The organism is Ralstonia pickettii (assembly GCF_001699815.1).
Taxonomy (GTDB): domain Bacteria; phylum Pseudomonadota; class Gammaproteobacteria; order Burkholderiales; family Burkholderiaceae; genus Ralstonia; species Ralstonia thomasii.
In genome coordinates, this window is record NZ_MCGB01000016.1 from 1 (window position 1) to 25,419 (window position 25,419).

At 63.6% G+C, this 25,419-nt stretch carries 23 protein-coding genes; 19 read left to right on the plus strand and 4 right to left on the minus strand.

Annotated features, from left to right (window positions below):
• On the plus strand, window positions 1-198 hold a 198-nt coding region (locus BEK68_RS25900; protein WP_212634767.1), incomplete at its 5' end, for a hypothetical protein.
• A gap of 821 nt (window positions 199-1,019) precedes the next feature.
• Window positions 1,020-2,096, plus strand: a complete 1,077-nt coding sequence (locus tag BEK68_RS01880) for a replication protein RepA (RefSeq protein WP_004632417.1) — start codon at window positions 1,020-1,022, stop codon at window positions 2,094-2,096.
• Between the two features lie 77 nt (window positions 2,097-2,173).
• Here BEK68_RS01880 and BEK68_RS01885 read toward each other — a convergent pair whose 3' ends face one another.
• Entirely contained in the window at window positions 2,174-2,377 is a 204-nt protein-coding gene (locus BEK68_RS01885) for a cold-shock protein (protein WP_004632415.1), read from the minus strand.
• Window positions 2,378-2,792: 415 nt separating this feature from the next.
• Between BEK68_RS01885 and BEK68_RS01890 the strand changes: the two genes are divergently transcribed.
• The 7 genes from BEK68_RS01890 to BEK68_RS01920 all read left to right on the plus strand — a co-directional run bounded on the left by BEK68_RS01890 (window position 2,793) and on the right by BEK68_RS01920 (window position 11,731).
• Window positions 2,793-3,461, plus strand: a complete 669-nt coding sequence (locus tag BEK68_RS01890; RefSeq protein WP_004632410.1) for a ParA family protein — start codon at window positions 2,793-2,795, stop codon at window positions 3,459-3,461.
• Complete coding sequence (locus BEK68_RS01895) at window positions 3,458-4,468, plus strand: ParB/RepB/Spo0J family partition protein (RefSeq protein WP_024974426.1); 1,011 nt, start codon at window positions 3,458-3,460, stop codon at window positions 4,466-4,468. The genes BEK68_RS01890 and BEK68_RS01895 overlap by 4 nt, the downstream gene beginning before the upstream one ends.
• A 320-nt stretch (window positions 4,469-4,788) precedes the next feature.
• Window positions 4,789-5,607 carry a DNA-binding protein gene (locus BEK68_RS01900; protein ID WP_024542650.1) on the plus strand — a complete coding sequence of 273 codons (819 nt, stop codon included), beginning with the start codon at window positions 4,789-4,791 and terminating at the stop codon, window positions 5,605-5,607.
• Between the two features lie 267 nt (window positions 5,608-5,874).
• Window positions 5,875-6,825: a UTP--glucose-1-phosphate uridylyltransferase GalU gene (gene galU / locus BEK68_RS01905; protein WP_004632405.1), complete on the plus strand. Its 951-nt coding sequence runs from the start codon at window positions 5,875-5,877 to the stop codon at window positions 6,823-6,825.
• 290 nt (window positions 6,826-7,115) lie between these two features.
• Complete coding sequence (locus BEK68_RS01910; protein ID WP_028866835.1) at window positions 7,116-8,456, plus strand: MFS transporter; 1,341 nt, start codon at window positions 7,116-7,118, stop codon at window positions 8,454-8,456.
• 3 nt (window positions 8,457-8,459) lie between these two features.
• On the plus strand, window positions 8,460-10,376 hold the full coding sequence (locus tag BEK68_RS01915) for a sensor histidine kinase (RefSeq protein ID WP_004632402.1): 1,917 nt from the start codon (window positions 8,460-8,462) through the stop codon (window positions 10,374-10,376).
• Window positions 10,373-11,731 (plus strand): sigma-54-dependent transcriptional regulator, encoded by a 1,359-nt coding sequence (locus BEK68_RS01920; protein ID WP_065851543.1) that lies wholly within the window; start codon window positions 10,373-10,375, stop codon window positions 11,729-11,731. The genes BEK68_RS01915 and BEK68_RS01920 overlap by 4 nt, the downstream gene beginning before the upstream one ends.
• On the opposite strand, the gene BEK68_RS01925 is transcribed toward BEK68_RS01920, so the two are convergent.
• Entirely contained in the window at window positions 11,728-12,528 is an 801-nt protein-coding gene (locus BEK68_RS01925; RefSeq protein WP_004632398.1) for a YhfC family intramembrane metalloprotease, read from the minus strand. The genes BEK68_RS01920 and BEK68_RS01925 overlap by 4 nt on opposite strands.
• A gap of 125 nt (window positions 12,529-12,653) precedes the next feature.
• On the opposite strand from BEK68_RS01925, the gene BEK68_RS01930 reads away from it, so the two are divergent.
• The 7 genes from BEK68_RS01930 (at window position 12,654) to BEK68_RS01960 (ending at window position 20,952) form a co-directional block, all read left to right on the plus strand.
• Window positions 12,654-13,094, plus strand: a complete 441-nt coding sequence (locus BEK68_RS01930; RefSeq protein WP_004632395.1) for a surface-adhesin E family protein — start codon at window positions 12,654-12,656, stop codon at window positions 13,092-13,094.
• Window positions 13,095-13,201: 107 nt separating this feature from the next.
• Window positions 13,202-15,883, plus strand: a complete 2,682-nt coding sequence (locus BEK68_RS01935; RefSeq protein ID WP_065851545.1) for a diguanylate cyclase domain-containing protein — start codon at window positions 13,202-13,204, stop codon at window positions 15,881-15,883.
• Window positions 15,884-16,333: 450 nt separating this feature from the next.
• Complete coding sequence (locus tag BEK68_RS01940; RefSeq protein ID WP_004632393.1) at window positions 16,334-17,494, plus strand: ABC transporter substrate-binding protein; 1,161 nt, start codon at window positions 16,334-16,336, stop codon at window positions 17,492-17,494.
• A 130-nt stretch (window positions 17,495-17,624) separates the two neighbouring features.
• Window positions 17,625-18,506 carry a branched-chain amino acid ABC transporter permease gene (locus BEK68_RS01945; protein ID WP_004632391.1) on the plus strand — a complete coding sequence of 294 codons (882 nt, stop codon included), beginning with the start codon at window positions 17,625-17,627 and terminating at the stop codon, window positions 18,504-18,506.
• 10 nt (window positions 18,507-18,516) lie between these two features.
• Window positions 18,517-19,425 carry a branched-chain amino acid ABC transporter permease gene (locus BEK68_RS01950; protein WP_028866889.1) on the plus strand — a complete coding sequence of 303 codons (909 nt, stop codon included), beginning with the start codon at window positions 18,517-18,519 and terminating at the stop codon, window positions 19,423-19,425.
• Between the two features lie 7 nt (window positions 19,426-19,432).
• Entirely contained in the window at window positions 19,433-20,230 is a 798-nt protein-coding gene (locus BEK68_RS01955; protein WP_028866888.1) for an ABC transporter ATP-binding protein, read from the plus strand.
• The gene (locus tag BEK68_RS01960) at window positions 20,227-20,952 is read left to right on the plus strand and encodes an ABC transporter ATP-binding protein (RefSeq protein ID WP_065851547.1); all 726 of its coding nucleotides are present in this window, start codon (window positions 20,227-20,229) and stop codon (window positions 20,950-20,952) included. The genes BEK68_RS01955 and BEK68_RS01960 overlap by 4 nt, the downstream gene beginning before the upstream one ends.
• A 108-nt stretch (window positions 20,953-21,060) precedes the next feature.
• Here the strand turns inward: BEK68_RS01960 and BEK68_RS01965 are convergent, their stop codons facing one another.
• Window positions 21,061-21,933 carry a LysR family transcriptional regulator gene (locus BEK68_RS01965; protein WP_028866914.1) on the minus strand — a complete coding sequence of 291 codons (873 nt, stop codon included), beginning with the start codon at window positions 21,931-21,933 and terminating at the stop codon, window positions 21,061-21,063.
• A 205-nt stretch (window positions 21,934-22,138) separates the two neighbouring features.
• On the opposite strand from BEK68_RS01965, the gene BEK68_RS01970 reads away from it, so the two are divergent.
• The 3 genes from BEK68_RS01970 to BEK68_RS01980 all read left to right on the plus strand — a co-directional run bounded on the left by BEK68_RS01970 (window position 22,139) and on the right by BEK68_RS01980 (window position 25,038).
• Window positions 22,139-23,137 (plus strand): quinone oxidoreductase family protein, encoded by a 999-nt coding sequence (locus BEK68_RS01970; protein ID WP_065851549.1) that lies wholly within the window; start codon window positions 22,139-22,141, stop codon window positions 23,135-23,137.
• A 127-nt stretch (window positions 23,138-23,264) separates the two neighbouring features.
• The gene (locus tag BEK68_RS01975; RefSeq protein ID WP_004632378.1) at window positions 23,265-23,582 is read left to right on the plus strand and encodes a YciI family protein; all 318 of its coding nucleotides are present in this window, start codon (window positions 23,265-23,267) and stop codon (window positions 23,580-23,582) included.
• A 52-nt stretch (window positions 23,583-23,634) separates the two neighbouring features.
• Window positions 23,635-25,038, plus strand: a complete 1,404-nt coding sequence (locus tag BEK68_RS01980) for a ClcB-like voltage-gated chloride channel protein (RefSeq protein WP_024974437.1) — start codon at window positions 23,635-23,637, stop codon at window positions 25,036-25,038.
• Window positions 25,039-25,154: 116 nt separating this feature from the next.
• Here BEK68_RS01980 and BEK68_RS25670 read toward each other — a convergent pair whose 3' ends face one another.
• Window positions 25,155-25,301 carry a hypothetical protein gene (locus BEK68_RS25670; RefSeq protein ID WP_004632373.1) on the minus strand — a complete coding sequence of 49 codons (147 nt, stop codon included), beginning with the start codon at window positions 25,299-25,301 and terminating at the stop codon, window positions 25,155-25,157.
• Window positions 25,302-25,419: the final 118 nt, after the last annotated feature.

Genomic DNA, 25,419 nt, shown 5'->3' on the forward strand with positions numbered 1-25,419 from the left:
GGGCGTACCCGATTCTGCGAGCCACTGAAAAACGAAACCGTACCCGTTTCTGCGCACGATCGCGCCCAAGGCTCAGCTCAAAGTGAACCTGTTTCTGCGGGCAGGGCCTCGAATCGGGCGAACCTGTTTCTGCGGGACTTCTCGCAGAAACAGGTTCGCCGTATCTGCAAGCCTTCACGCCAAGCCTTTGGCCAATAAGGCTTTTTACCCGCAGAAACAGGTACGCGGTGTAGAACGCCCAAGCCTTGAGATATCGGCAAGCAGCCTTCCCTCAACCAGGTTTCAGCGATGAAAGTTCAGAATGCACAGGTCAGGCGGAAGGCTCGATGACGTGCAGCCACATCCAGCTTACCCGCCGCCACGCAGAAACAGGTACGCACGGTGTGCAACCAAGCAATTCGAAGCGTGTGCTCGCTTTCTTATAGATGGCGCAAGAATAAGAGCCAGGAAGTCACGTGGATCGGCACGCACGCAGATTTGGGTACGGGTAGTCCGTGCGAAAACGCCCTTACTCACGCAGAAACAGGTACGCTTCGTCAGTTATCAGGCTGAGGGAGCCCAAAAAATCGACGAATCCCTCGCAGAAACGGGTACGCACTCGCAAAAGCGGACCGAATCGTGCGGCTCTCCCCCTTTTTTCTGTGGATAACACTGTGGACAACATGATGTTGTCCCCGCAGATTCCGGTACGCCCAACGCGCAGAAGCGGGTACGGTTTCGCGCAGAAGCGGGTACGCCATCGCGCAGAATCTGGTTCGGCCGTTCGCAGAATCTGGTTCGGTTTACCCCTCTGAACCAAGCGCTGACAAGGCTTTGCGGGCCGCGTATACGGTTTACCTGTAGTAAACGTAGAAGGTATATATAGCTTGTAGTAAGGAAAGGTCTTCCGTGGACAACCTTAACGGTTGCCCACCGATGCCCTTCCCGCGACAACGAGCAAAATTCAGAAAACGTACCCAATTCTGCGTGACAAGGCGAAGGCGTTTTAGTACAAAGGGTCTGAACAATTCTTGCCCACCATGGTCACCAAGCGCCTCACACCCAATGGGAAACCGGACGACAATTCGCCCGGCCGCATCATCGTCCCCTCGGGAGGGCAAGTCATTGCCGCGCCGGAGAAGTTTCAGCGCCTGTTCGACGAAGCACAGGCAATGGAACGAGAAGACGCCTGGCAAAGCGGCGAGGTCGGCTTCCTCAGTCGCGCCAGCGTGCAGGTCACCCTTCCCTATCGCGCTCCCAAAGGTGCACCGCCGGTCTGGACGCGTTCCAGCGGCAACATCTCGCTGATGATCCAGCCGGGCTACTTCACGCAGCAGCGCTCCGAGCGGGCCAGCAATGGGCGGCAGCGCATCGTCTCCGAGACCGTCTCTTTCGGCTATCCATATGGCTCGTATCCTCGCCTGATGCTGGCCTGGATCGGCAAGGAGATCATGGCCAAAAAGAAGCGCGGCGAATTCCAGGGCACGGTGGAAGACCGGCGCATTTCGCTGGGCAACTCGTTGTCCGAGTTCATGTACAACCTGGGCATCCCGATGGCCACGGGCGGCAAGCGGGGCACCATGACGCTGGTGCGCCAGCAGATGATTCGCCTCTTCTCTGCCACGATTGCCATCGTGCAGAACAAGTCGGCGCCCAGCAGCCAGAATCAGAACCAGGAACCGCTCTCGATCGATCGCATCGGTTATCTGTTGGCCGATCAGCTGTCCACCTGGTGGGATCCGATGCAGCCGGGCCAGGGCTCAATGTTCGAGAGCTTCGTGGTGCTGTCTGAACCGTTCTTCAACGAGCTCGTGAATCGGCCGGTGCCGGTGGATATGCGTGCGTTGAAGGCGCTCAAGCAATCGCCGTTTGCGCTGGATGTGTATTCCTGGCTCACATACCGCTTCTTTACGATCCAGAAGCGTACCGAGATCCCCTGGGAAGCGCTGCAGATGCAATTCGGTACCGAAACGGAAAGCGAGCGGAAATTCCGTGCGTTGTTCCGCAAGGCGCTGAAGGACGTGCTGGTTGTCTATCCGGACGCCAAGGTGGATGCAGACTCTTCCAAGGCGCTGATTCTGCAGCCTTCGCGTACGAGCGTACGGAAGTTGGCCTGAAGTCAGCAAGAAGCGCCAGGCAAAAAGAAAGGGGAGCAGAAGCTCCCCTTTTTCATCTCAGGCGATCAGCCCGAAACTTATTCCGGCTTGATCGCCGAGGCTTGCAGACCCTTCGGGCCTTGCTTCACCTCGAAAGTGACCTTCTGGCCGTCCTTCAGGGTCTTGAAGCCCGAACCCTGAATTTCGGAGAAGTGCGCGAACAGATCCGCGCCGCCGCCGTCCGGAGTGATGAAGCCGAAGCCTTTGGTTTCGTTAAACCATTTGACAGTACCCGTGGCCATGCAAAAATTCCTTTAAATAACAAAAAACACGTCGTCCAGCCGATCCGGACATCGCACGAAGAACCGGCTGATTCCGAATCTTGCGTAGACAAAGTCTTCAGACGACTGTCTGAGCATCATAACCAGTTTGGAGCGGAGTGTCGATGGGCGGCATTTTTCCGAAATGTCGCTTTTATGCATCTCACTGGTAAACACCTAGGAAGCCCGTAAATGCCGGGTTGAACGCATAAAGTTATGCGCCAAAGACCGCATTTACATCTCAATTTAGGTGAATTGAAAACCGCCTTTCCGTCACGTCTGCGGTCTCTCTATTTCGGTGAAATTTGTATGAATTGAATTTTATCGAACTTGTGTTTTCATGTCGCCTTCCCTAAGATGAGCGCTGCTGACTTTCAGCGCTGAAAGTGGAGGAGCAGTGAGCGCCAAGATCGTAACGGTATTCAATCAGAAAGGTGGCTGTGGCAAGACCACGGTCAGCATGCACATCGCCGGAACCCTTGGTTTGCGGGGGAGTAAGACGCTGCTGGTCGATATGGACGAGCAAGGAACGGCCACGCGGTGGGCCGCTCAAGCGCCCGAAGACAAGCCCTTCCCGGCTTCGGTGATTGGTTTGGCGCCTTCCGGTGGCGCCATGCACCGGGAGGTCCGCAAGTTTGTCGCGGACTACGACTACATCGTGGTCGATTGCCCTCCGGCGGTCCACTCACCGTCGTCGTCAAGCGCGCTGCTGATTTCCGACATTGCGCTGATCCCCGTGGTGCCGTCACCGCCTGATCTGTGGGCTGCAGTGGCTGCCAAAGCCCTGGCTCAGCAGGCCCAAGTCACCAACGAGACGCTGCGTATTCGCGTGCTGGCGAACATGGTGCAGCGGCGTGTCTCGCTAGCCAAGCAAGCAATTGAAATTCTTGGTGATGATGGAGATATTCCTTTGATGGATTCCATGATCGGATCGCGGTCTGCATTTCGTGAGTGCCAGGCCATCGGCGCGACGGTACACGGTGTGTCGGGCGCCCGGGAAGCCGTGAGTGAAGTCGACATCTTGATCGACGAGGTGTTGCAGTTGTTGCAGGAGGAACGTGTATGAGCGCGAAGTTGAAATCGCTCAAAGATGGCATGCTGGCCGGTATAGCCGCGGAGAAAACCAAGGCGACACCGGTCGATCGCTTTGCTTTGGCAGAAAAAGCGATTACATCGCATCCCCGCGGCCTGCTTGGCCAAGCGGCTCCCGTCTCCGCTTTCAGCGCTGAAAGTCCCGCACCTGCGAATACCTCCGAACGCCGGGTCATCAAGGTTCCGCTTGAACGGTTGCAGGAAAATCCGCTCAACGCCCGCCGCATCTACGATCCGCAGATCGTTCAGGAGCGGGCGGCATCCATCGCCACACACGGCCAGCAGACACCAGGGTTGGCAGCACCAGACCCCGCGCGGCCGGGCTGGTTTGTCCTGATCGACGGCCACTACCGTAAGCGGGCCTTGGCGGCTGCGGGGAAGGCCGAGATGGACTGCTTCGTCGAGGACGGCCTGTCGGACATTGATTTTTACCGTCTGTCGTTCGTCTTGAACGAGCAGCGGTCCGGCCAGTCCGTGCTGGACAACGCAATCGCTTGGCGACAGCTGCTGGACGAAGGAAAAGTTAAAAAAGAAGAAGATATTTGCGAGATTACCGGCGTATCCGCAGGAACAGTCAACAAGACACTGGCGCTGTTGAAGCTGCCCGAGTCAGTGCTCGAAGTGATGAAGGAGCGGCCGGCCGGAATTGGTATCGCAACAGGATATGAGCTGACACTGTACTTTAAGAGCGCTGGCGAAGACCGCACGCGCGAGCTGGTGCATCGCGTACTGGAAGAGGGCCTCTCCAGTCGCGACGTGGAGCAGATCCGCAAGGTGGCCCAGGAGGGGCGTACCCGCAAGGTCAAGGAAGTCAGCCGCCAGTATAAGATCCGAAGCGCTGAAGGTGATCTTCTAGGCACAATTAAGGAATGGGATTCCGGACGCGTCATGCTTGATGTGAAGCTGGGAGACCGTGGTGCGCGGGAATCGCTCGTCGAGGCGCTAAAAAGCCGGTTTGGCCTGGACGTCGCCCTACTGTAATTTCGCCGCAGCTCTCTTCACCATAAGCGCCCATAGGGCGCTTTTTTTTTTGCCTCAATTTCGCGCGCCAGAAGCCTGTCAGCGTGCTGAAGCGTACCCGTTTCTGCGCGCGCCCACTTACGTCGGGTGCGTCTACAGAACGGCTCAACTCACTGCTAAAGATGCCTCGAAACGGGCAGGCTCGGCACCCGGGGGGTACCTCGGCCCTTGTGAATTCGACTGCAAATAGATTATGCCGATATTAAAATAATGAAGTCTATTAAGACAACATTGAGGTTTTTAACCCTTCGTGTACACTAGATGGGCACTTGTTAGCCCTTATGGCACGTCCCGGTCTCTATTTCTCGGCAGAGCAGCAGCAGCGGATCGTTGAAGCGATCCGGCGGCTGGATATCGCCTTCCCTCACGACAACGCCGTGTTCCTGGATGAAGTGATCGAAGCTGTCCAGGCTGTGACGCGTCGTGTTTATGGCGTTCGACGCTACGTGCAGTGGTTGGCGGAGGCGGGAGTACACCGACGTCCGAGCAATACGACGCTACAGAAAGCGGTCGATCGAGCGCAGGGGCGCGGGCCGGCTGCAGCCGGTGCCGCAGCGGACGCGGTAGAGCCGTGGCCGATCCCATTGGCGCACGCAGAAACGGGTACGCTTCCGGCGCGTGACGAGCGCAACCGGATCGCCTCGCGCGCCATTGGCGCGCCGGGTGCGGGCGCCGAATGGATGGAAGCGCGCATTCGTGCAGAGGTGGCGGAGCGCGCGCTGGAACACGAAGCCGCGCGTAACCGGCAATTGCAGGCCGCCATGGCCGACTTGGAGCGTCGTCTCGGCGAGGCGCTTGCCACGGCGCCTGCCGTGCCCCCCAAATTGACCGATGCAACGCTAGAGCGCCTAGAGCAGACCATGGAAACCGTGACCCGCCTGGAGGGGGCGGCCAGCGCGCTGGCGGGGACGGAGCGCTTTCTGCGCTTGCAGAACGACGCGGTACGCCAGCAAACGCAAAGTGAAGCCGATCAACTGCGCCAGCGCATCCGCACCCTCGAAGCCGAGGTCGCGCATTTGAACGCCCAGATCGACGCCTATCGGCGCACGCCCGAGCGCACCGCACCGGTCTCGCGCGGCTGGGTCAAGCCATCTTCCTGATTTCTTGGCGCACTGTTAGCGGGCGCTTACTGGTCTGGCCAGCCGCAAGTTGGCGTAAAGCGGTACGCAGAATTGGGTACGCTTTTTCAACTTTCGGCGCTGAAAGTTGATGCGACGGCGTTGCAACCGGTTGTAGGAAAGGCGGCAACGCAGTGCCCGCCACGTTGCGCGGGGCACGCCAGATCGTGCGCCACCAAAGGTTGGACCCGGGGGCTTACGCTGGCATATGACTTGCTCATGACGCTACGTCTCACCAATGGAGTTGTCATGAACGAGAAGATCACCAAGGCCGTGTTTCCCGTGGCGGGGCTCGGTACACGTTTTCTACCCGCCACCAAGGCCAGCCCGAAAGAGATGCTGCCGATCGTCGATAAGCCGCTGATCCAATATGCGGTGGAAGAGGCTGCCGCTGCGGGTATCACGGAGATGATCTTCATCACGGGCCGCGCCAAGCGCGCTATCGAAGACCATTTCGACAAGGCGTACGAGCTTGAAACTGAACTGGCTGCCAAGAACAAGCAGGCGTTGCTGGAGATGGTGCAGTCGATCAAGCCGGCGGGCGTCGAGTGCTTCTATGTGCGCCAGCCCGAGACTCTGGGGCTGGGGCACGCCGTGCTCTGTGCGCAGAAACTGGTACGCGACGAACCCTTCGCCGTGATCCTGGCCGATGACTTGCTGGACAACCAGCCGCCAGTCATGCAGCAGATGACGGAACTTTACGATCACTACCGCTGCTCCATCGTCGGCGTCGAAACGATTGCGCCGGAAGCCTCGCGCTCGTACGGCGTGGTGGCTGGCCGTGAATGGGATGACCGCCTGGTCAAGCTCGATGGCATCGTCGAAAAGCCCGCGCCGAAGGATGCGCCGTCCAACCTGGGCGTGGTCGGGCGCTACATCCTGACGCCGCGCATCTTTGATCATCTGCGCAATCTGAAGCCGGGCGCCGGCGGCGAGCTGCAGTTGACGGACGCCATCCAGAGCCTGCTGGCTGAAGAGCAGATCCTGGCTTATCGCTACCGTGGTCAGCGCTTCGATTGCGGCAGCAAGTTCGGTTACCTGCAGGCGACCGTCGAGTTCGCGCTGCGCCATCCGGAAGTGCGTGCTGACTTCGAGGCGTATCTGCATGACCGCCTTGGCCTGTCGCACACGCGGGAAGATTTGTCTGCCGAGGTGGAATCGTTGGTCCGCGACGCCATTCCGTTGAGCGTGGCCGCCTGAGCATCGCCGCCTTCAGAATCGAATCGGCCGTGCGGGTTTCCGCACAGGTTGCCTCGGCTGATTCTGAGAAACCGCACACTTCTCCTGTCGTCCACCGTTCCGTCGATTTCCCGCAAAGCCTCGCGCCACGGGCTTTTGCGGCGGATCGGCGAGTCTGCTTTTCGCATGGAATGCTTCTTGAGTAAGAGCGACCACCCATAAACCGGCGGACCGCTCGGACGTCGCACACGCAGCTGGGTGTGCCGACATGTCACAAGCAAAGGCCGCCGCCAACGCTCCAAGGAGACACCATGACGCAGCCTCAGGCTGGCGCGGTCACGGGCGAGTTTTCGCCCGCGCAGGCCCCCACCAAAGACACTCCCGCAGACGTTCGCCGTCGTCTGCGTTCCATCTTCTCCGGTTCAATTGGCAATCTGGTCGAGTGGTACGACTGGTATGTCTACTCGGCGTTTGCGCTGTACTTTGCCAAGTCGTTCTTCCCCAAGGGAGACCAGACCGCGCAGTTGCTCAATACGGCGGCCGTGTTTGCGGTGGGCTTTCTGGCCCGTCCGGTGGGCGGCTGGCTGATGGGCATCTACGCCGATCGCTATGGCCGCAAGCGCGCACTGTTCTTCTCGGTGGTGCTCATGTGCGCGGGCTCGCTCATCATCGCGCTCACGCCGAGCTACGCGACCATCGGCGTTGCGGCACCCGTGATGCTGGTGCTGGCTCGTCTGCTGCAGGGGCTGTCGGTCGGTGGGGAATACGGCACCTCGGCCACGTACCTGAGCGAAGTCGCCAACAAGGAAAACCGCGGTTTCTACTCGAGCTTCCAGTACGTCACGCTCATCGCCGGCCAACTGACGGCGCTGGCGCTGCTGATCGCGCTGCAGCAGTTCGTGCTGTCGCCGGCGCAGCTTGAGGCGTGGGGCTGGCGCATTCCATTCTTTGTCGGCGCGCTGTGTGCGCTGGTGGCAATGGCCATGCGCTCGCACATGGAGGAAACGCAGTCCTTTACCGCCGCGAAGGCCAACAAGAAGCGCGGCACGCTGTCAGAGTTGGCCAAGCATCCGCGCGCCGTTGCGACGGTCGTGGGCCTGACGATGGGCGGTACGGTGGCGTTCTACACGTACTCGATCTACATGCAGAAGTTCCTGGCCAACACGGTCGGTCTGTCGAAGGACAAGGCGACGCTGGTGTCCGGCGCCACGCTGCTGCTGTTCGCCATGCTGCAGCCGATCGTGGGCGGGTTGTCCGACCGCATCGGCCGTCGTCCGATCCTGATTGCCTTCGGCGTGCTGGGCACGCTCTTCACCGTGCCCATCATGACCGGCATCAGCCAGACCACCAACGTGTGGACGGCGTTCTTCCTGATCATGGCGGCGCTGGTGATTGTCTCGGGTTACACATCGATCAACGCGGTGGTGAAGGCGGAGTTGTTCCCCGCCGAGGTTCGTGCACTGGGCGTGGGTCTGCCGTATGCGCTTACGGTGTCGATCTTTGGCGGCACGGCCGAGTACATCGCGCTGTGGCTTAAGCAGGCAGGTCACGAGTCGCTGTTCTATTGGTACGTGACGGGCACCATCTTCCTGTCGCTGTTGGTGTACGTGTTCATGCGCGATACTCGCAAGCATTCCCGCATCGAACATTGACCCATGTCGCCAACAGACGGCCACCCCGACCTTGCCCCACCCGCACGCGGGCGCGGCTGGCGCGTGGCTGTCGCGCTGGCCATGGCGGCATGCTGCGCAGCAGCGGGATGGGGCGCTTACGCCGTCGCCCTGCAGCGCTACGTTGCCACGCGGGCCGAAGAGGCCGGCCAGCGCACCACCTTCTACGCGCAGAACCTGCGCAGCACACTGGCGCGCTATGAATCATTGCCGAGACTGGCGGCGTTGGAACACGTGCTGCACGTCGCGCTTCTAGAGAACCCCGAGGCCGGCGACGCCGTTCCGCGCCGTGCAGCCAACGCCTATCTGAAAGAAGTCCAGGCGGCCACCGACTTGGCCGCCGCTCACCTGATCAATACGACCGGTCTCACGATTGCGGCCAGCAACTGGGATCTGCCGACCTCGTTCGTCGGCCAGAACTACGCGTTCCGCCCGTACTTTGTCGAAGCCATGCGCGAAGGGCTCGGCCGCTTCTACGGCGTCGGCAACACCACCGGCGAGAACGGCTATTTCGTCGCCGCCCCCGTGCGCGAAGACAACAAGCCGATCGGCGTGGTGGTCGTGAAGGTCAACCTCGACGCGTTCGAGGCCACCTTGTCGCGCAGCGGCGATACGGTGCTGCTGGTGGATCGGCACGGCGTGATCTTCCTGTCGTCCGTACCCGAATGGAAATACCGCACGCTCGGCACCTTGAGCGCGAACCAGCGCGCCGCACTCGACGCGACGCGCCAGTACGCGCCGCACATCCTCACCCCGCTCGGCATGAACGATGGGCGAGCCGCGAGCGTACCCTTTTCTGCGGACCATCCCCCGCAGACCGTGCGCGTGGCATTGCCCGGAAAATCGGTATCGACGCTGCGTGTGCAGTACCGCCCGGTGGGGCTGCTCGGCTGGCAAGTCGCCGTGTTGATCGATCCGCGCGATGAGCAGCGCACCGCGCTGGTGGCCGGTGCGAGCGCCGCGTTTGCGATGGCGCTGATCTTTGCCGTGCTCGTCGCTTTGCGTTTGCGTCAGCGCCGGCGCGAAGAGCAGCACCGCGCGCGCGCCGCGCTGCGCGAAGTCCAGCGCGATCTGGAAGCGCGCATCGCCCAGCGCACTGCCGAGTTGACGTCCGCCAACACCGCACTCGCCGGCAAGGTCGAGGCGCTTGACGCCGCGCAACGCATCCTGCGCGAAACGCGCGATGCCGCCGTGCAGGCCGGCAAGCTCGCCGTACTCGGCCAGATGGCCGCCGGCATCACGCACGAACTCAACCAGCCGCTCACCGCGCTCACCACGCTGTCCGACAACGCCAACCAGCTTGCCGAGCGCGGCCGCATCGACGAAGTGCGCGGCAATCTCACGCACATCAGCCAGCTTGCCGAACGCATGGGGCGCATCGTTTCACACATCAAGGCGTTCTCGCGCAAGGGCGATGGGGCACGCGCTGCCGTGTCGGTAGACGAAGCCATCCGCCAGGCGCTGATGCTGGTTGAGACGCGTCGCCGGCAGGCCGGCGTGACCGTGGTGACCGAGCCGGTGCCGACCGATCTTGCGGTCTGGGCCAATGCCGTGCGGCTTGAGCAGGTGCTCGTCAACCTCATCCGCAACGCCATCGATGCCACCGCCGAGGCGCCCGCAGCCGAATCGGCGATCGTGCGTGTGAGCGTCCAGCCCATCGAGAAATGGGTACGCATCACCGTGCGCGACTTCGGCCTGGGCATTCCCGCCGACGTGCTGCCGCGCCTGTTTGAGCCGTTCTTCACCACCAAGGACGATGGTCAGGGCCTGGGGTTGGGGCTGGCGATTTCGCTGGCGATTATCGAAGATTTTGGCGGCCGGCTAGAAGGTCGCAATGCCGGTGACGGCACGCCGGGCGCAGAATTCATCATCGAGCTTGAACGCGTTGTGAAACCCACATGACTGAACACGGTACGCCGGATTCTTCCCCCATTGACCACGCGCCCGTCTTCCTGATCGAAGACGATGACGTGGTGCGCCTGGGCTGCGAGCAGGCGCTCACGCTGGCGGATGTGCCCGTGCAATCGTTTGCCGATGCGGAAAGCGCGCTGGCTGCGCTTGCTACGCAAACGCCGGCCGTAGTCGTCACCGACGTGCGCCTGCCCGGCCGCGACGGCCTGGCCGTGCTGCGAGAGATGCTGCAGCACGACCGCCAGTTACCGGTCATCCTCATCACCGGTCATGGCGATGTGACGATGGCCGTGGCTGCCATGCGCGCCGGCGCCTACGATTTCATGGAGAAGCCGTTCCACTCCGAACGCCTGGTTGACGTGGTGCGGCGCGCATTGGAAAAGCGCAGGCTCACTTCCGAAAACCTGCGGTTGCGTGAAGCGCTGCAGGGACGGCAGGCGTACCCGTTGATCGGCCAGAGCGCCGTCATGCAGAACGTGCGCCGGCTCGTCACCGCGCTGGCGCCGACCGATGCCGACATCCTCGTCACGGGCGAGACCGGCTCGGGCAAGGAAGTGCTCGCGCGCGCCATTCACGAAGGCAGCCGACGTCGCGGGCCGTTCGTTGCGCTGAACTGCGCGGCGTTGCCGGAATCCGTGTTCGAGAGCGAAATGTTCGGCCACGAGGCGGGCGCCTTCACGGGCGCCAACCGCCGCCGCATCGGCAAGATGGAATACGCAGATGGCGGCACGCTGTTCCTCGATGAAATCGAATCGATGCCGCTGTCGCTGCAGGCCAAGCTGCTGCGCGCGCTGCAGGAACGCAGCATCGAACGGCTGGGCAGCAACGCGAGCGTGCCGGTCAATTGCCGTGTTGTGGCCGCCGCCAAGGTCGATTTGAAGGAAGCATCCGATCACGGCCAGTTCCGCGCAGACCTGTACTACCGCTTGAATGTCGTGTCGATTGCGCTCCCTGCGCTGCGTCAGCGTGCCGAAGACATTCCGTTGCTGATGGCCCACTTTCTGCAGCAGGCCGCGGTGCGCTACGAGCGCGCCGCGCCGGATTGGTCTGCGCAGGACATGATGCGCTGGCAGCACCACGACTGGCCCGGCAACGTGCGCGAACTGAAGAACGTGGCGGAGCGCTTCTGCCTCGGATTGGACGATGGCCTGGTGGCTTCCGAAGCGAGCCAGCATTCCCTGGCCGGGCGGATGATGGCGGTCGAACGCACCACCATCGAAGAAGCACTGCGCGCCACGGAGGGCAACGTCGCGCGCGCGGCGGACCTGCTCGCCGTGCCGCGCAAGACGCTGTACGACAAGCTCAACCGGCACGGCATCGAGCCGGACCGGTTCCGCAGTAGTTAGCGCAGCGAGGATTCGCCGATCCTGCGGCCACCCTGCGGCGGCCAGCACGTTGCTGCCAGCAGCACGGCCGCCACGGCGTAGATCGCTTCAGTCACGGCCAGCGGCAGCACATGCACCTGGTACAGCGCAGCGGGCAAGTCCGCCAGCGCATGCAGCACCACCGCCAGCACGACGATCACAAAACGCCGCTGGCGCACCGCGTGCCACACCACCAGCGTGAGCGTGAACTGGATCAACATCGCCGCAACACGCTCGCTCACCGCACCGAGGGCCAGCCACGGCGAGAGCTGCGCGAGCATGGCGTGAATCGTCCCCACCATGGCCGCGGCGCCGCTGGCCGCGAGACGCGATTCCAGCTCGCCGCGGTTGGCGGCAATGCCGAACATCACCATCTGCGCCTGCGATGCCGCACCGACCAGCCAGGCTTCGATGCCGGCGTGCCCGAGCGCGTACGCGACGGGTGTGGCGGCGTCTGCAGGCTTGCGCACGAGAAAGCGCAGGCCGATCCAGCGCCCGCTTTCCTCGAACAAACCGGCCATCAGCGCGCCGTAGATGACGAACAGCACGGGCATGCGCAGCCAATGCGCCGTGATCGGATTGAGCTGCAGCAGATACAGGTGCAGCGTGCGTTCCAGCACCAGCGCAAACACGACAAACACCGCCGCGCCCACGCCGATGTCGCGCCACGCCAGGCCAAAGCGCCGCCGTAGCCAGAACCACGCCGCGACGGGCACGCTTGCGATGAGCAAGGCCGCGACGGCGTGGGCAACGAGGGCAGGCAGGGCAACGGTGGGCATGGCGGATGGGGTAGTCGGGGCGATTGGGTTGGCGGCATGCTACCTGAGGGCGCAGGCGCGAGTCTTGCGGGCCAATTGTTACAATAGGTGCCTGCGGCAGCAGTGCCGCTTCTTGGTTTCTTGATATGGCAGGACAGACGGTCGTGAAACGCATGATGTGGCGGTGGATCTGGATATGCAGTGTCGGCGTGGGCGCCCTCGGCCTGGCGGTGCCTGCCCAGGCTGCGCGCTGGCACCAATATCTGACGACGACGTCCGTCGTGGCTTCCATCGATCGCACGTCGCTGCGCTCGAACCGTACCGGTCACAAGACCTTTCTGGCCCGCACCGTGCTCAGGCGCAGCGAACGCCGCGCCCATGGGGCGCACTACCGGCCCGGCACGGTGATCCTCTCGCGCCAGGAGATCGACTGCCACCGCCAGCGCATTCGCCTGGTCGACTACGTGGTGCGCGGTCCCGACGGCGCCACGCTCGATACCGATACCGCAGCCGGCGCGCACTGGATGCGCATCCGCCCCGGTACGCTCGCTGCACGCTCCGCCGCCTACGTCTGCGGCCGTCGCTAGACGCCGCGGCGGCTCGACAATGCCGGGCGGGCATAGCACTATGGTGTCTGCCCTCCCACTAAACACGACACCGGACGCGAGGGGCGCCGGTGTCAGCCGACGGTCCGATGAAACTGACCCTGAAGTCGCAGGCGGCCATCATGGCGACCGTCATCAGCGTGACGGTGGTGAGCCTGTTCGGCTGGTCGCAACGCGAGCCGATCCGCCGCGAAGTGATGGCGCAGATCAAGGTGCAGCAGACAGCCTTGGTCAAGGAGTCGGCGGAAGACCTCCAGAAGCGCCTGGACACGTACCTGGGCGTGCTCGAACGCACCGCCCAGCAGATGCGCTCCGTGCGGTTCGACACGCCCGCGCAGGAAGCGGCGTTCTACCAATCCATCCAGCCGGCCAGCGGCCTGTTCGACGGCGTGTTCCTGGCCTCGGCTGAGGGCAAGGTGACAGCCGCGACGGTGCGCCGCGAAGGCGTGGTCGGCATCGACATTTCCGATCGGGATTATTTCAGGCAGGTCATGGTGGTTGACCAGCCGACAATCTCCGCGCCGCTGCGCAACCGCGTGGGCAGCGAGCCCATCGTCATCCTGGCCGCGCCCGTGCATGATCAGGACGGCAATCTCGTCGGGCTGATCGGCGCGTCGCTGTACCTGCTCAAGCCGAACTTTCTTGGCGACCTGCGCGACATGCGCGTGGGGCAGACCGGCCACGTCTACCTGGCGACGCGAGGTGACAACGCCGTCTATATCGTGCACCCCGAGGCCGACAAGACGCTCGCGCCGCTCGATGCCGATCCGACGGCGGCCGCGGCCTTCCGCGCAGACCCGGATGCGCTGCCTGAGCGTGGCGGCGACGTGGCCACCAGGCAAGACATCATCGCGGCCGGCTGGACCCTCGCTGCCGTGTTGCCCGGCGCCGAAGCCAACCGGCAGCTCTTCCTCATGCGGCAGCGTTTTCGCTGGTCGCTGCTGGTGCTGGCGGCGCTGATCGGCGTGTCGGTGTGGGCGGCGATGCTGTGGCTGCTGCGCCCGCTTGGCCGGCTGCATGCCGCCATGACGCAGCTCTCTGCCACGGACTTGCGCAATGCGCCGCCGCTTGAGCGGCTCGGTGCTTCAGCGGAAATCGACGCGGTGTCGACGGCGTTTCACAAGCTGATGGGCGAGGTCGTTCGCCAGCGCGCCGAACTGGAAGCCGTGAACGATGCCTCGCCACTCGGGTTGTTTCGCTCGGATGTGGACGGCCGGACTGTCTATACCAACGAGGCGTATCGCCGCCTGCTCGGTGCCACGCACGAAGAGGCACTGGCCGACGTGTGGCTTGCGCGCCTGCATCCGGACGACCGCGATGCCATCATGGCCGGCTGGCGCGATGCGCTCGCGCGGGGGGCCGGCTACCACGCCGAGCAGCGCGTGATCGTGCCGGGCCTTGGCGAGCGGTTGCTCGTCGTTACGACCGCGCCGGTGCGAGTGGACGGCGAGGCCGTGGGCCACGTTGGGGCCATGGAAGACATCACCGTGCGGGCACGGGCGGAACAGGCGTCGCGCGTGTTGACCAAGATCCTCGACTCCACCACCGACTTTGTTGCGCAGAGCGACATACAGGGCAACGTCACCTATATGAATCCGGCCGGCCGCCGCTTTGCCGGCATTGCGCTGGATGCCAATCTCCAAGGCCTGACCGTTGCGGATTTCTACCCACCCGAGACGATGGGCTGGCTGCGCGAGGTGGCCGTGCCTGCGGCGGCGCGCGATGGCGTCTGGATTGGCGAAACGACCGCGCGAGGTGCCGAGGACCAGGTCGTACCGATCAACCACATGATCATTGCGCACCGCGATCCCGCTGGGCGTATGGAGTACTTCTCATCGGTCATGCGCGACGTCACGCAGGACAGGGCTGCCAAGGAGGCGCTGCAGCGCAGCCGCGAAACGCTCCAAACCGTGACCGACGCACTGCCCGCGCTGGTGGCCTTCATCGACACCGACGAGCGCTTCCGCTTCCTGAATGCCGCCTACGAGAAGGCGTATGGACGAGCGGCCGCGAGCATGCTCGGACAGACGGTGCGTGAAGTCGTGGGTGACGATGCTTACAGCATCCTTCGCGATGCGCTGCGGCGCGCGCTGGGCGGCGAGACGATGGTCTTCGAGCGCGAACTCCGCGGCCGCGATCCGTACCGCTGCGAAGAGGTCAGCTACCTTCCGCAGTTCGACGCGCAAGGCCGCGTGGCGGGTGTGCATTCTGTCACCCTTGATATCACGGAGCGCAAGAAACAGGAGCTGCGCCTGCGCGCGCTCACCACTACCGACCACCTCACGGGCCTGGCCAACCGCGCCGGCTTTGAAGAGCGCTTGCTGGCGGCGCTCGACCAGGCGCGTGTGAATGGTTCCACCGGCGCACTGCTGCTGGTTGACCTTGACGGCTTCAAGGTCGTCAACGACACGTACGGGCACGCTCTGGGCGATGCCCTGCTGCGTACCTTCGCGCAGCGTCTGGCGCGGGCCGTGCGCCCGTACGACGGCGTGGCGCGGTTTGGCGGTGACGAGTTTGCCGTCATCCTGGAGCACCTGTCGCACCCGGACGACGCGAAGACGGTTGCCGCTAATATCCTGGCCGCATGCAACAAGCCGTTTCGCCTGCGCGAAGCGATGGTGCAGGTGGGCGCGAGCATCGGTATCGCGACCTTTGACGCGCGCACATTGGCGCAGAGCGTCGTCTTCGAAGCTGCCGACGAAGCGTTGTACGAAGCGAAATCGCGCGGCAAGGGCCTGTTTGTCAGCGCCGACGAGCTATCGGCGGGCTGATTTTCGCAGTGCCGCAAGGCACGCAGAAACGGGTACGCTCCACGTCGATTTGACGGTATTGCGCAGGCAATATTGCGGCGCAACATCGGCCCTCCAGGCCGGGCGGCGGACAATCCCCTATCGCACGGTCGTGCGCTTTCCGGTAAAGTCCCGCGACTGACTGCACGCGCCGGCGACCCTGGCGCGGCGCACAAGAGCGCTGTACCCATGGCGCCTTCGCTTCACACTCCGACGCACTCCCGGTGCACGCATGCCCGATCCGGCATCGCTCGCCCGGCAGGTCTTCCGCTGTTTCGCCAACGTCGTTTGTCTTCGTGGCGCGAACGCCGGCAGGCGAGCGTCCGGACGCGATGCAGGGCGCATGCGGGGGAGCGACGGTGTTGGGCCAGCGCATCTTCGAGACGCATCGCATTCAAGCAATCGCGACGGACAAACAAGGAGCAGGTTCGCATGAAAAAAATGATCAAACGGCTGCTGTTGACGGCAGTGGCTGCGGGGGCGGCAATCGCAACGGGCACGACTTTCGCGGCCCAGGACATCAAGATCGGTGTGGCCGAAGCGCTGTCGGGCGGCGCAGCCCAATACGGTGTGGCCATCCGCAACGGCTTCCAGCTGGCTGCTGATGAGATCAACGCCGCAGGCGGCATCAACGGCAGCAAGATCGCGCTGGTGATCGAAGACGAGCAGGGCAAGAAGGAAGAAGCCATCAACGTCTTCAAGAAGCTGATCTTCCAGGACAAGGTGGCGATGGTGTTCGGCCCCACGCTGTCCAACTCGGCACAGGCGGCGGACCCGATTGCGCAGGGGTCCAAGACGGTTGCCTTTGGCACTTCCAACACCGCAGATGGCATCACCAGCATCGGCGACTACGTCTTCCGCAATTCCGTGACCGAAGCCGACGTGCTGCCGGCCACGATCCAGACCGTTGTGAAGAAGGCCGGCGTGAAGAAGGTGGCCGTGCTGTACGGCAACGACGACGTCTTCACCAAGAGCGGCTACGACAACTTCAAGAAGGCGCTTGAAGACCTGAAGATCCCGGTGACGACCACCGAAACGTTCGCCAAGGGCGACGTGGACTTCAAGGCGCAGCTCACCAAGATCAAGGCGACGAACCCGGACGCGATCGTACTGTCCGCGCTGATTGCGGAGGGTGGTCCGATCATGGTGCAGGCGCGCCAGCTTGGCCTGAACGTGCCGGTCATCGGCGGCAATGGCATGAACTCGGTCAAGGTGTTCGACCTCGCCCGCGACAAGTCCGACAACCTGTGGGTGGGCAGCCCGTGGTCGATCGAGAACCACACGCCCGAGAACAGCAAGTTCATCACCGCCTACACCACCAAGTACAAGGCAGCGCCGGATCAGTTTGCGGCGCAGGCGTATGACGCCATGTACATCGCGAGCAAGGCGCTGAAGACGGTCAAGTTCAGCGGCAACCTCGAAGCCGACCGCAAGGCGATCCGCGATGCACTGCCGGCAGTCAAGCACACCGGCGCGACCGGCGCGTTTGCGTTCCGCCAAGTCACCGCACGCGGCAAGCCGGCCGGCTACGACGCCGTGCAGACGCCGATCGTGAGCGTGACCAAGAACGGCAAGTACACGATCGAGAAGTAATCTTCGGTTCTCGTTGAAACCCTTTGAACGAGACAGGCGGGGCGTAGCTAAACCTACGCCCCATCGTTTTTTTTGTGGCTGCCTGGTGACTGCTTTGGTCTCGTCCGGCCGCACCTCACTCTGATTCATCATGCTGGAACAGCAACTCGTCAATGCGCTGTCGCTCGGCTGCGTGTATGCGTTGTTCGCCCTGGGATTCACGCTGGTTTTCGGCATCCTGGGCGTGATCAACCTGTCGCACGGCGCGGTCTTCATGCTCGGTGCCTATGCGGCGCTGCAGGTCGTTCTCCACTTCGAACTGCCGCTGTGGGCGGCGCTGGCCGTCGGCTTTGTCGTGAGCGGTGTGGCCGGTCTCATCATCGACGTCCTGCTGCTGCGCCCGCTGCGCCGCCGCAACGCGCCGCACCTAATTCCGATGATCGCCACCATTGGCGCGGGCATCGCCATCAACAACGCCATGCAAGGTGTGTTCGGGGCGGAGAACCTGCGCTTCCCGGCCGGGCTCGTGTCGGATGCCTCGCTGGACCTGGGCGGCATCCACCTCACGCCGCTGGAGCTGGGCATCATCGTGCTGTCGTTCGCGCTGATGGCGGCGCTCATGCTGCTGCTCAAGCGCACGCAACTCGGCCGCGCGCTGCGGGCGATTGCGGAGTCGCCCAAGGCCGCGGCGCTGCTCGGCATCAATGTCGAAGGGCTGTTCCTGCTGACCTCGTTTGCGGCCGCCGCGCTGGGCGGGTTGTCGGGCGTGCTGATCGGCCTGTACTCCAACGCCGTGTTCCCGCTGATGGGCCAGCCGATGCTGCACAAGGGCATCGCGGTCATCATCCTGGGCGGCCTGGGCGACATTCGCGGTGCGATGCTCGGCGGGCTGTTCCTCGGGTTTGCCGAGGTGCTGTCGGTGGCCTACATCGGCTCGACCATGCGCGACGCCGTGGCGTTCGGTCTGCTGTTCCTGATCCTGCTGGTGCGCCCGCAAGGGCTGTTCGGCAAGGTGCTGGAACGCAAGGCATAAGGAGACCGACATGGAATGGTTCGACAACTTCTGGTCGGTCTACAGCAACCTGGTGCTCACGCTGGGCATCAATGCCTTGCTCGCGCTGTCCATTTACCTCACGTTGTCGTGCGGCCTGCTGGCGATGGCGAACGCGGCCTTCATGGGCATCGGCGCGTACACCTCCGCACTGCTGACGATGAATGCCGAGATGCCGTTCTCGGTCGCGCTGCTGGGCGGCATGGCGGCACCGGCCGTGGTGGCCGTCGTCATCGGCCGGCCGACGCTGCGTCTTTCGGGCGTCTATCTGGCCATGGCCACGCTTGGTTTCGGCGAAGTCGTGCGCGTGCTGATCCTGAATACCGAGAACTGGACCGGCGGCGCGCTGGGCCTGAACGGCATTCCTCAATTGACCCAGTGGTGGCATGTGGCGGTGGCCGTGTTGGCCACGCTGTTCGTGCTGGCGCGCATGCGCCGCTCGAAGGTCGGCCGCGCATTCGAGGCCATCAAGGAAGACGAAACCGCTGCGGGCCTCATGGGCATCAACGTGTCGGGCGCCAAGCTGCTGGCGTTTACGCTGGGCGCGGCCATTGCCGGGCTGGCGGGCGCACTCAACGCGCACCTGACGTTCTTCATCGGCCCGAACGAATTCGGCTTCGACCGCGGCGTGGAAATTCTCACGATGACGATTTTGGGCGGCACCAACGGCCTGACGGGCCCGGTGCTCGGCAGCCTGATCCTGTCGCTGCTGCCGGAGTTGTTGCGTGCGTTCAAGGATTTCCGACTGGTCGTCAACGGCTTGATCCTGATGGTGATCGTGCTGTTCCTGCCCAAGGGCATCTGGGACCCGGCGCGTTTCGCGCGCTGGTTTGGCGTGAAGCGCGGCGGCACGATGCCGGGCACGGGCACCGCCCCGGCTGCTTCCAATGAATCGCACTGAGGCCGCCATGCTCAAACTCACATCCATTTCCAAGCGCTTTGGCGGCCTGTCGGTCTTGCAGGACGTCAACATTGACGTGCCGCAAGGCAGCATCTTCGGTTTGATCGGCCCGAACGGCGCCGGCAAGACGACGGTGTTCAATCTGATCACCGGCCTGCTCGCACCCACGGGCGGGGCGCTCACGTTCAATGGCGAGAACCTGGTCGGCAGAAAGCCGCACCAGATCACGCAGATGGGCATCGCACGCACGTTCCAGAACATCCGCATCTTCAAGGAGATGACGTTGCTGGAAAACGTCGTGGTGGGCATGCACCGGCATCTCGACTACGGTGCGCCGGGCCTGCTGCTCTCGCTGCCAAAGTACCGCGCGGCCGAGCGGCGCGCGCGCGACCGTGCGCTCGAGCTGCTCTCGTGGGTCAAGCTCGACCACAAGGCGCATGACATTGCCGACAACCTCTCGTACGGCGACCAGCGCAAGCTTGAACTCGCGCGGGCCTTGGCCACCGAGCCCAAGCTGCTGCTGCTCGACGAGCCCGTCGCCGGCATGAATACCGGCGAGAAGGTCGACCTGATGGCCGAGATCGAAAACATCAAGGCGCGTGGCTACACGATCTTCATGATCGAGCACGACATGCGTTTCGTGATGGGCCTGTGCGAGCGCATTGCGGTGCTGAACTTCGGCCGCATCATCGCAGAGGGGCCGCCAGAGGCGATCCGCAACGACCCGCAAGTCATCGAAGCGTATCTGGGCCGGGATGATGACGATGAAGCGACCGGCGATGCCGCGCAGAAGGAGACGGCATGACCACCTTGCTGGAAGTGAAAGGGCTGGATGTGTCGTACGGGCACATCGCAGCCGTCAAGGGCATCGACTTTGCGCTCAAGGCGGGCGAGATCACCTCGCTGGTCGGTGCAAACGGTGCGGGCAAATCGACCACGCTGCTGGCGCTCTCGGGCCTGATTCCGAAGTCGCAGGGCAACGTGCGCGGCCAGATCCTGTTCGAAGGCGAAGACGTCACGCAGTGGTCGGCCCACAAGCGTGTGGAACGCGGCATCGTGCAGGTGGCAGAAGGGCGGGCCACGCTCACCACCATGACCGTGCGCGAAAACCTGGAGCTGGGCGCCTACACCCGCAAGGACAAGGGGCAGATCGCCTCCGACCTGGAGCGCGTGTTCCACCTGTTCCCGCGCCTGAAGGAACGCATCGACGGCTTGGCGGGCAACCTGTCGGGCGGCGAGCAGCAGATGCTGGCCATCGGCCGCGCGCTGATGGCTCGCCCGCGCGTGCTGCTGCTGGATGAACCGTCGATGGGCCTCGCGCCGATCATCGTGCAGGAGATCTTCCGCATCCTGCGCACCATCAATGCCGAGGGCCTGACGATTTTCCTGGTCGAGCAGAACGTGCGCCAGGCGCTGAAGATCGCGCAACACGGCTACGTATTGGAAACCGGCGAGATCGTGCTGGCCGACAGCGGCAAAAACCTGCTGGGCAATCCGCGCGTGCTCGAAGCCTACCTGGGCGGCTGAGTGTTCCGAACGCGCCTCGGCATGCAATGTTGCCGAGGCGTAAGAACCGCATATCCATTGGGTTTGCGGTTCTTTTTCACCCAAAAGCGTACCCGTTTCTGCGTACGCTCAAAACCCCGTCAACACGTGTCGCTGTGCGTCGAACAACGCGATCAACGCGTCGGCCACAGCCCGCACGCGCGGTGATCGTCGAACGTCGGGGTGGATCACCAACCAGATTTCTCGATGCAGCGCGGGGTCGTCGACGGGCAATCGACGCAAAAGCGTACCCGTTTCTGCGGGCGCGCCGAGCAGGTGCGGGAGCGCGGCGACACCCAGTCCGGCCAACGCTGCCTGGTGCATTGCTGCCAGATCACTGCAGCGCAAGACCACGCGACGTTCGCCTGCGTAGTTGTCCAGCCAGCGCTGCTGCGGCACGTGGCGCAGGTTTTCGTCGTAGCCGATGAATTCCCATTCGGATTCGGGGCGTGCGAGCACTTCTGCGGTGGCGTACAGACCATAGCCGAGGTCACCCAACGGCCGTGTCGCCAGGGCAGACGACGTCGGGCGCGACAAGCGCACCGCCAAGTCAGCTTCGTGCGCCATCAGGTTGGCGTTGCGCTTTTCACCCAGCAGCACGAGGTCGATGCCAGGCCATTGCCGGCGCAGGGTCGCCAGGTTTGGCGCGATGATATGGCTGGCCACCGTGGGCGGCGCGGAGATACGCACCGTCCCGCGCAAGCTACCGGCCCCGGCGGCTGCACGCGCAAAGCCGGCGGCTTCCTGCTCCATGCGTTCAGCGCGCTCGGCCAGCGCGTTGCCTTCGGCGGTCAAACGCCAGCCGCGCGGCAGGCGGTCGAACAGGCGCACGCCCAACGATTGCTCCAAGGCATCGGCACGCCGCGCCACCGTGGTGTGTTCCACCGCCAGCCGCCGCGCTGCGGCTGACAAGCTGCCTTCGCGCGCCAGCACGAGAAAGTAGCGCACGTCATCCCACTGCAAGGAAGAAGAAGGTTCGGCCGCTGCCGCACGCGCAAGCGCACGCACTTTCTTCGGCCGGTCTGAGCTTTTTTGCACAGAAGATGGTCAGCTTTTGTGAATTCCCGGGTGATTCTGAACGGATTACGCTTGTTTCACAACGTGACGAACGTAGGACCCGTCATCGACGAATCCAAAAAGCGTACCCATTTCTGCGAGGACATTTGCTATGCATGCCAAGGTGATCCAACTCCGCGAACCAGGACCAGCATTGGGTTTGCGGCCCGCCAGCCTGATGTTGCCGCCGCCCGCACCAAACGCGTTGACGGTGCGGCACACCGCCATCGGCGTGAACTTTGTCGATGTGTATCACCGTGCCGGGTTGTATCCGGTGCCGGCATTTCCGGCGGTGCTCGGTGTTGAGGGCGTTGGCGTGGTGGAAGCCGTGGGTACGGATGTACGCGGCTTTGTGGTTGGCCAGCGCGTGGCCTGGGCCGGCCTGATGGATGGCGCGCCCGGCGGCTACACCAGCCACCGCAACATCCCGGCCGAACGCGCGATTACCTTACCCGATGCGCTGGATGACGAAACCGTGGCCGCCACGTTGGTGCGCGGCATCACCGCACACATGCTGCTGACGCGGGTACGGCAGGTGAGCGCCGGCGATACGGTGCTTGTGCACGCGGCAGCCGGCGGTCTGGGCGTATTGCTGGTGCAGTGGGCCAAGCGCCAGGGTGCGCACGTGATCGGCACGGTTGGCAGCGAAGCCAAGGCCGCCGTCGCCATTGGGCACGGTGCGGACCACGTCGTGCTGTATCGCCAGCAAGATGTGCGCGACGCCGTGCTGCAACTCACTGGTGGAGAAGGCGTCGACTACGTGATCGACGGCGTTGGCGGCGCGATGCTGCCGGCCTCGTTGGCGGTGACGCGGCCGTTCGGGATGGTGGCTAGCATCGGTCAGGCGGGCGATGTCGGCAACGCGCAAACGAACGTCGTCGATCTCGCGGCGCTTGGGCCCGCGCGCTCCATTGCGCTGGCGCGGCCAGGCGTGTTCCGTTACATGGCCGATCTGTCGAACTACCGGACGGGGGCACAGGCAGCATTGCAGCGCATGCTCGATGGCGTGCGCGTGCCGGTGGGCGGTACCTATGCACTCGAAGATGCGGCCGCCGCGCACACCGCGCTGGAGGCCGGGCAGACCTCGGGTGCGTTGCTCCTACGCCCTTGAGAACCCTGCGCGGCGCAGGGTTTCCATGCAAAGCGTACCCATTTCTGCGGGACGCTCGGCGTTGTTGTTTCACGTTGCCGGGTCTCGTGTTTCGAAGGTGTCACCTCATCCGATAAGGAGCCATCGCATGCTGTACCTGATTCTTTTCAACTACACCGCACCGCTCAAAGCACTCGACCGCGTGCTGCCTGCGCACCGCGCGCATCTCGATGCCCACTATGCGAGCGGCCACTTCCTGATGTCGGGGCCGTTCTTCCCGCGTGAGGGCGGCGGCATCCTGGCGCGTGCCGGTTCTCGCGAAGAGATCGACGCCATCCTCGCGCGCGACCCTTTCGTGATCGAAAACCTCGTGCAGGCGCGCGTCATTGCCTGGGACCCGAATCGTCGCAGCGCAGACGTACCGCAGGCGTGGTTGCCAGACGCCGTGGTTGCGACATCGACCTAAAACCGGTGCGGCGCCGCCGCTATCATGTCGATCCGTCCTGATGTGAATCGACATGACCGACACGCCGCCGCCTCAACCGGATATGCCGCGCCAGCCATGGTGGCGGCGCGCGATTGCCCGACTGCCCTTCGGTCGCGAGCATCTGGTGTTCGTGATTGCCGGCGTGATCGGCTGCGCGGGCGCCTTGTCGACGATCCTGTTTCGCGAGTGCCTGCGTCATCTGCAATGGTGGTTCTCGGGTACGGACCAAGGATTGGTGGCTACGGCGCGGGCGCTGCCTTGGTGGGCGCGCCTGCTGGTGCCGACCGTGGGTGGACTGCTGGCAGGCATCACCTTGCAGGTGGGCCTCAAGTGGATCCCGCGCAAAGGCGCTGAAGACTATATGGAGGCCATTGCGGTGGGCGATGGCGTGCTCAGCGCGCGGCAGAGTTTGGTACGCAGTGCGTCGTCGTTGTGCTCGGTGGCCAGCGGCGCGTCGATCGGGCGCGAAGGGCCGATGGTGCAACTGGCAGCAATGTGCGGCTCGCTGGTCGGCCGCGTGCTGCGGCACTGGACGCCCGTACCAGTCGAGCAATTGCGTCTGCTGGTGGCATGCGGCGCGGCTGCTGGCATCACCTCTGCTTACAACGCGCCCATCTCGGGCGCCGTGTTCGTCTGCGAAATCGTGTTCGGGGTCATCACCACGGCGACGCTGGGGCCGCTGCTGGTGGCGGCGGTCACCGCCGACATCGTGGTGCGCCAATTCTTCGGCTATGGGGCCGTCTACGAGATGCCGCACTTCGATTTCGTTTCCGGCTGGGAAGTGCTGACGTATCTGGGCCTGGGTCTGGCGGCGGGGATGGTGGGACCACTGCTGCTGGGTTTGATTGACCGCGCGCGCGACGCGTTTGCACAGACCAAGCTGCCGCTCACGCTGCAATTGGCCGCTGGCGGATTGATTGTCGGTGCGTTGTCCACGGGCGTGCCCGAGGTCTGGGGCAACGGCTACAGTGTGGTTAATGCCTTTCTGCACGAACCTTGGCTGTGGCAGACGGTGGCGCTGGTGCTGATCTGCAAGGTGGTGGCGACGGCGTCGAGCGCGGGCTCGGGTGCAGTGGGTGGTGTATTCACGCCCACCCTCTTCTGTGGCGCGGCGCTGGGGTTGCTTTACGGCACGGGCATGCACGCGCTGCTGCCGGATGCGGCGCCGGTGCCCGTCAGCTACGCGGTGGTCGGCATGGGGGCACTGCTGGCCGCCACCACGCATGCACCGCTCATGTCGATCCTGATGATCTTCGAGATGACGCTGTCCTACCAGGTGGTGCTGCCGCTCATGTTGGCCTGCATTACCGGCTATGTGACGGCACATGCAGCGGGTGCGCCGTCGGTGTATGCGCGCGCGCTGGCGCGCAATCGTCAGGACGCAGGAGACGACGCCCAGCACCTTCCAGCGCCATCAGACGGCACGCAGAAATAGGTACGCTTTGCCGGTTGGGGCTGCGCCCTCGAAATCTTTCGGGATGGCACGCTTGCCGTGTCAGCGCCACACCGGAGACGGTGCGACGCAACAAATGCCGGAACCGTCGGTTCGGCTTAGCGACCCGAACGGCGATACAACTCGGCCATCATGCCGCAGCTTTCCACGTGCAGCGCGACGGCGCGGCTGGCTTCACGGCGCACGATTTGCCAGAAACGGGCGAAACGCGAGGCGGGAGCGGCTTTGAGAGCGACGGTGTTCATGGCGATTCCTTCTGAAGACTGATTTAGGGATAACCCTACTAGGGAATACCCGAATGTTAGTCCGAATATTGCGCCGCAGCAATTTGGATTCGCCAGTGTCGCCTCATCACCACATTGG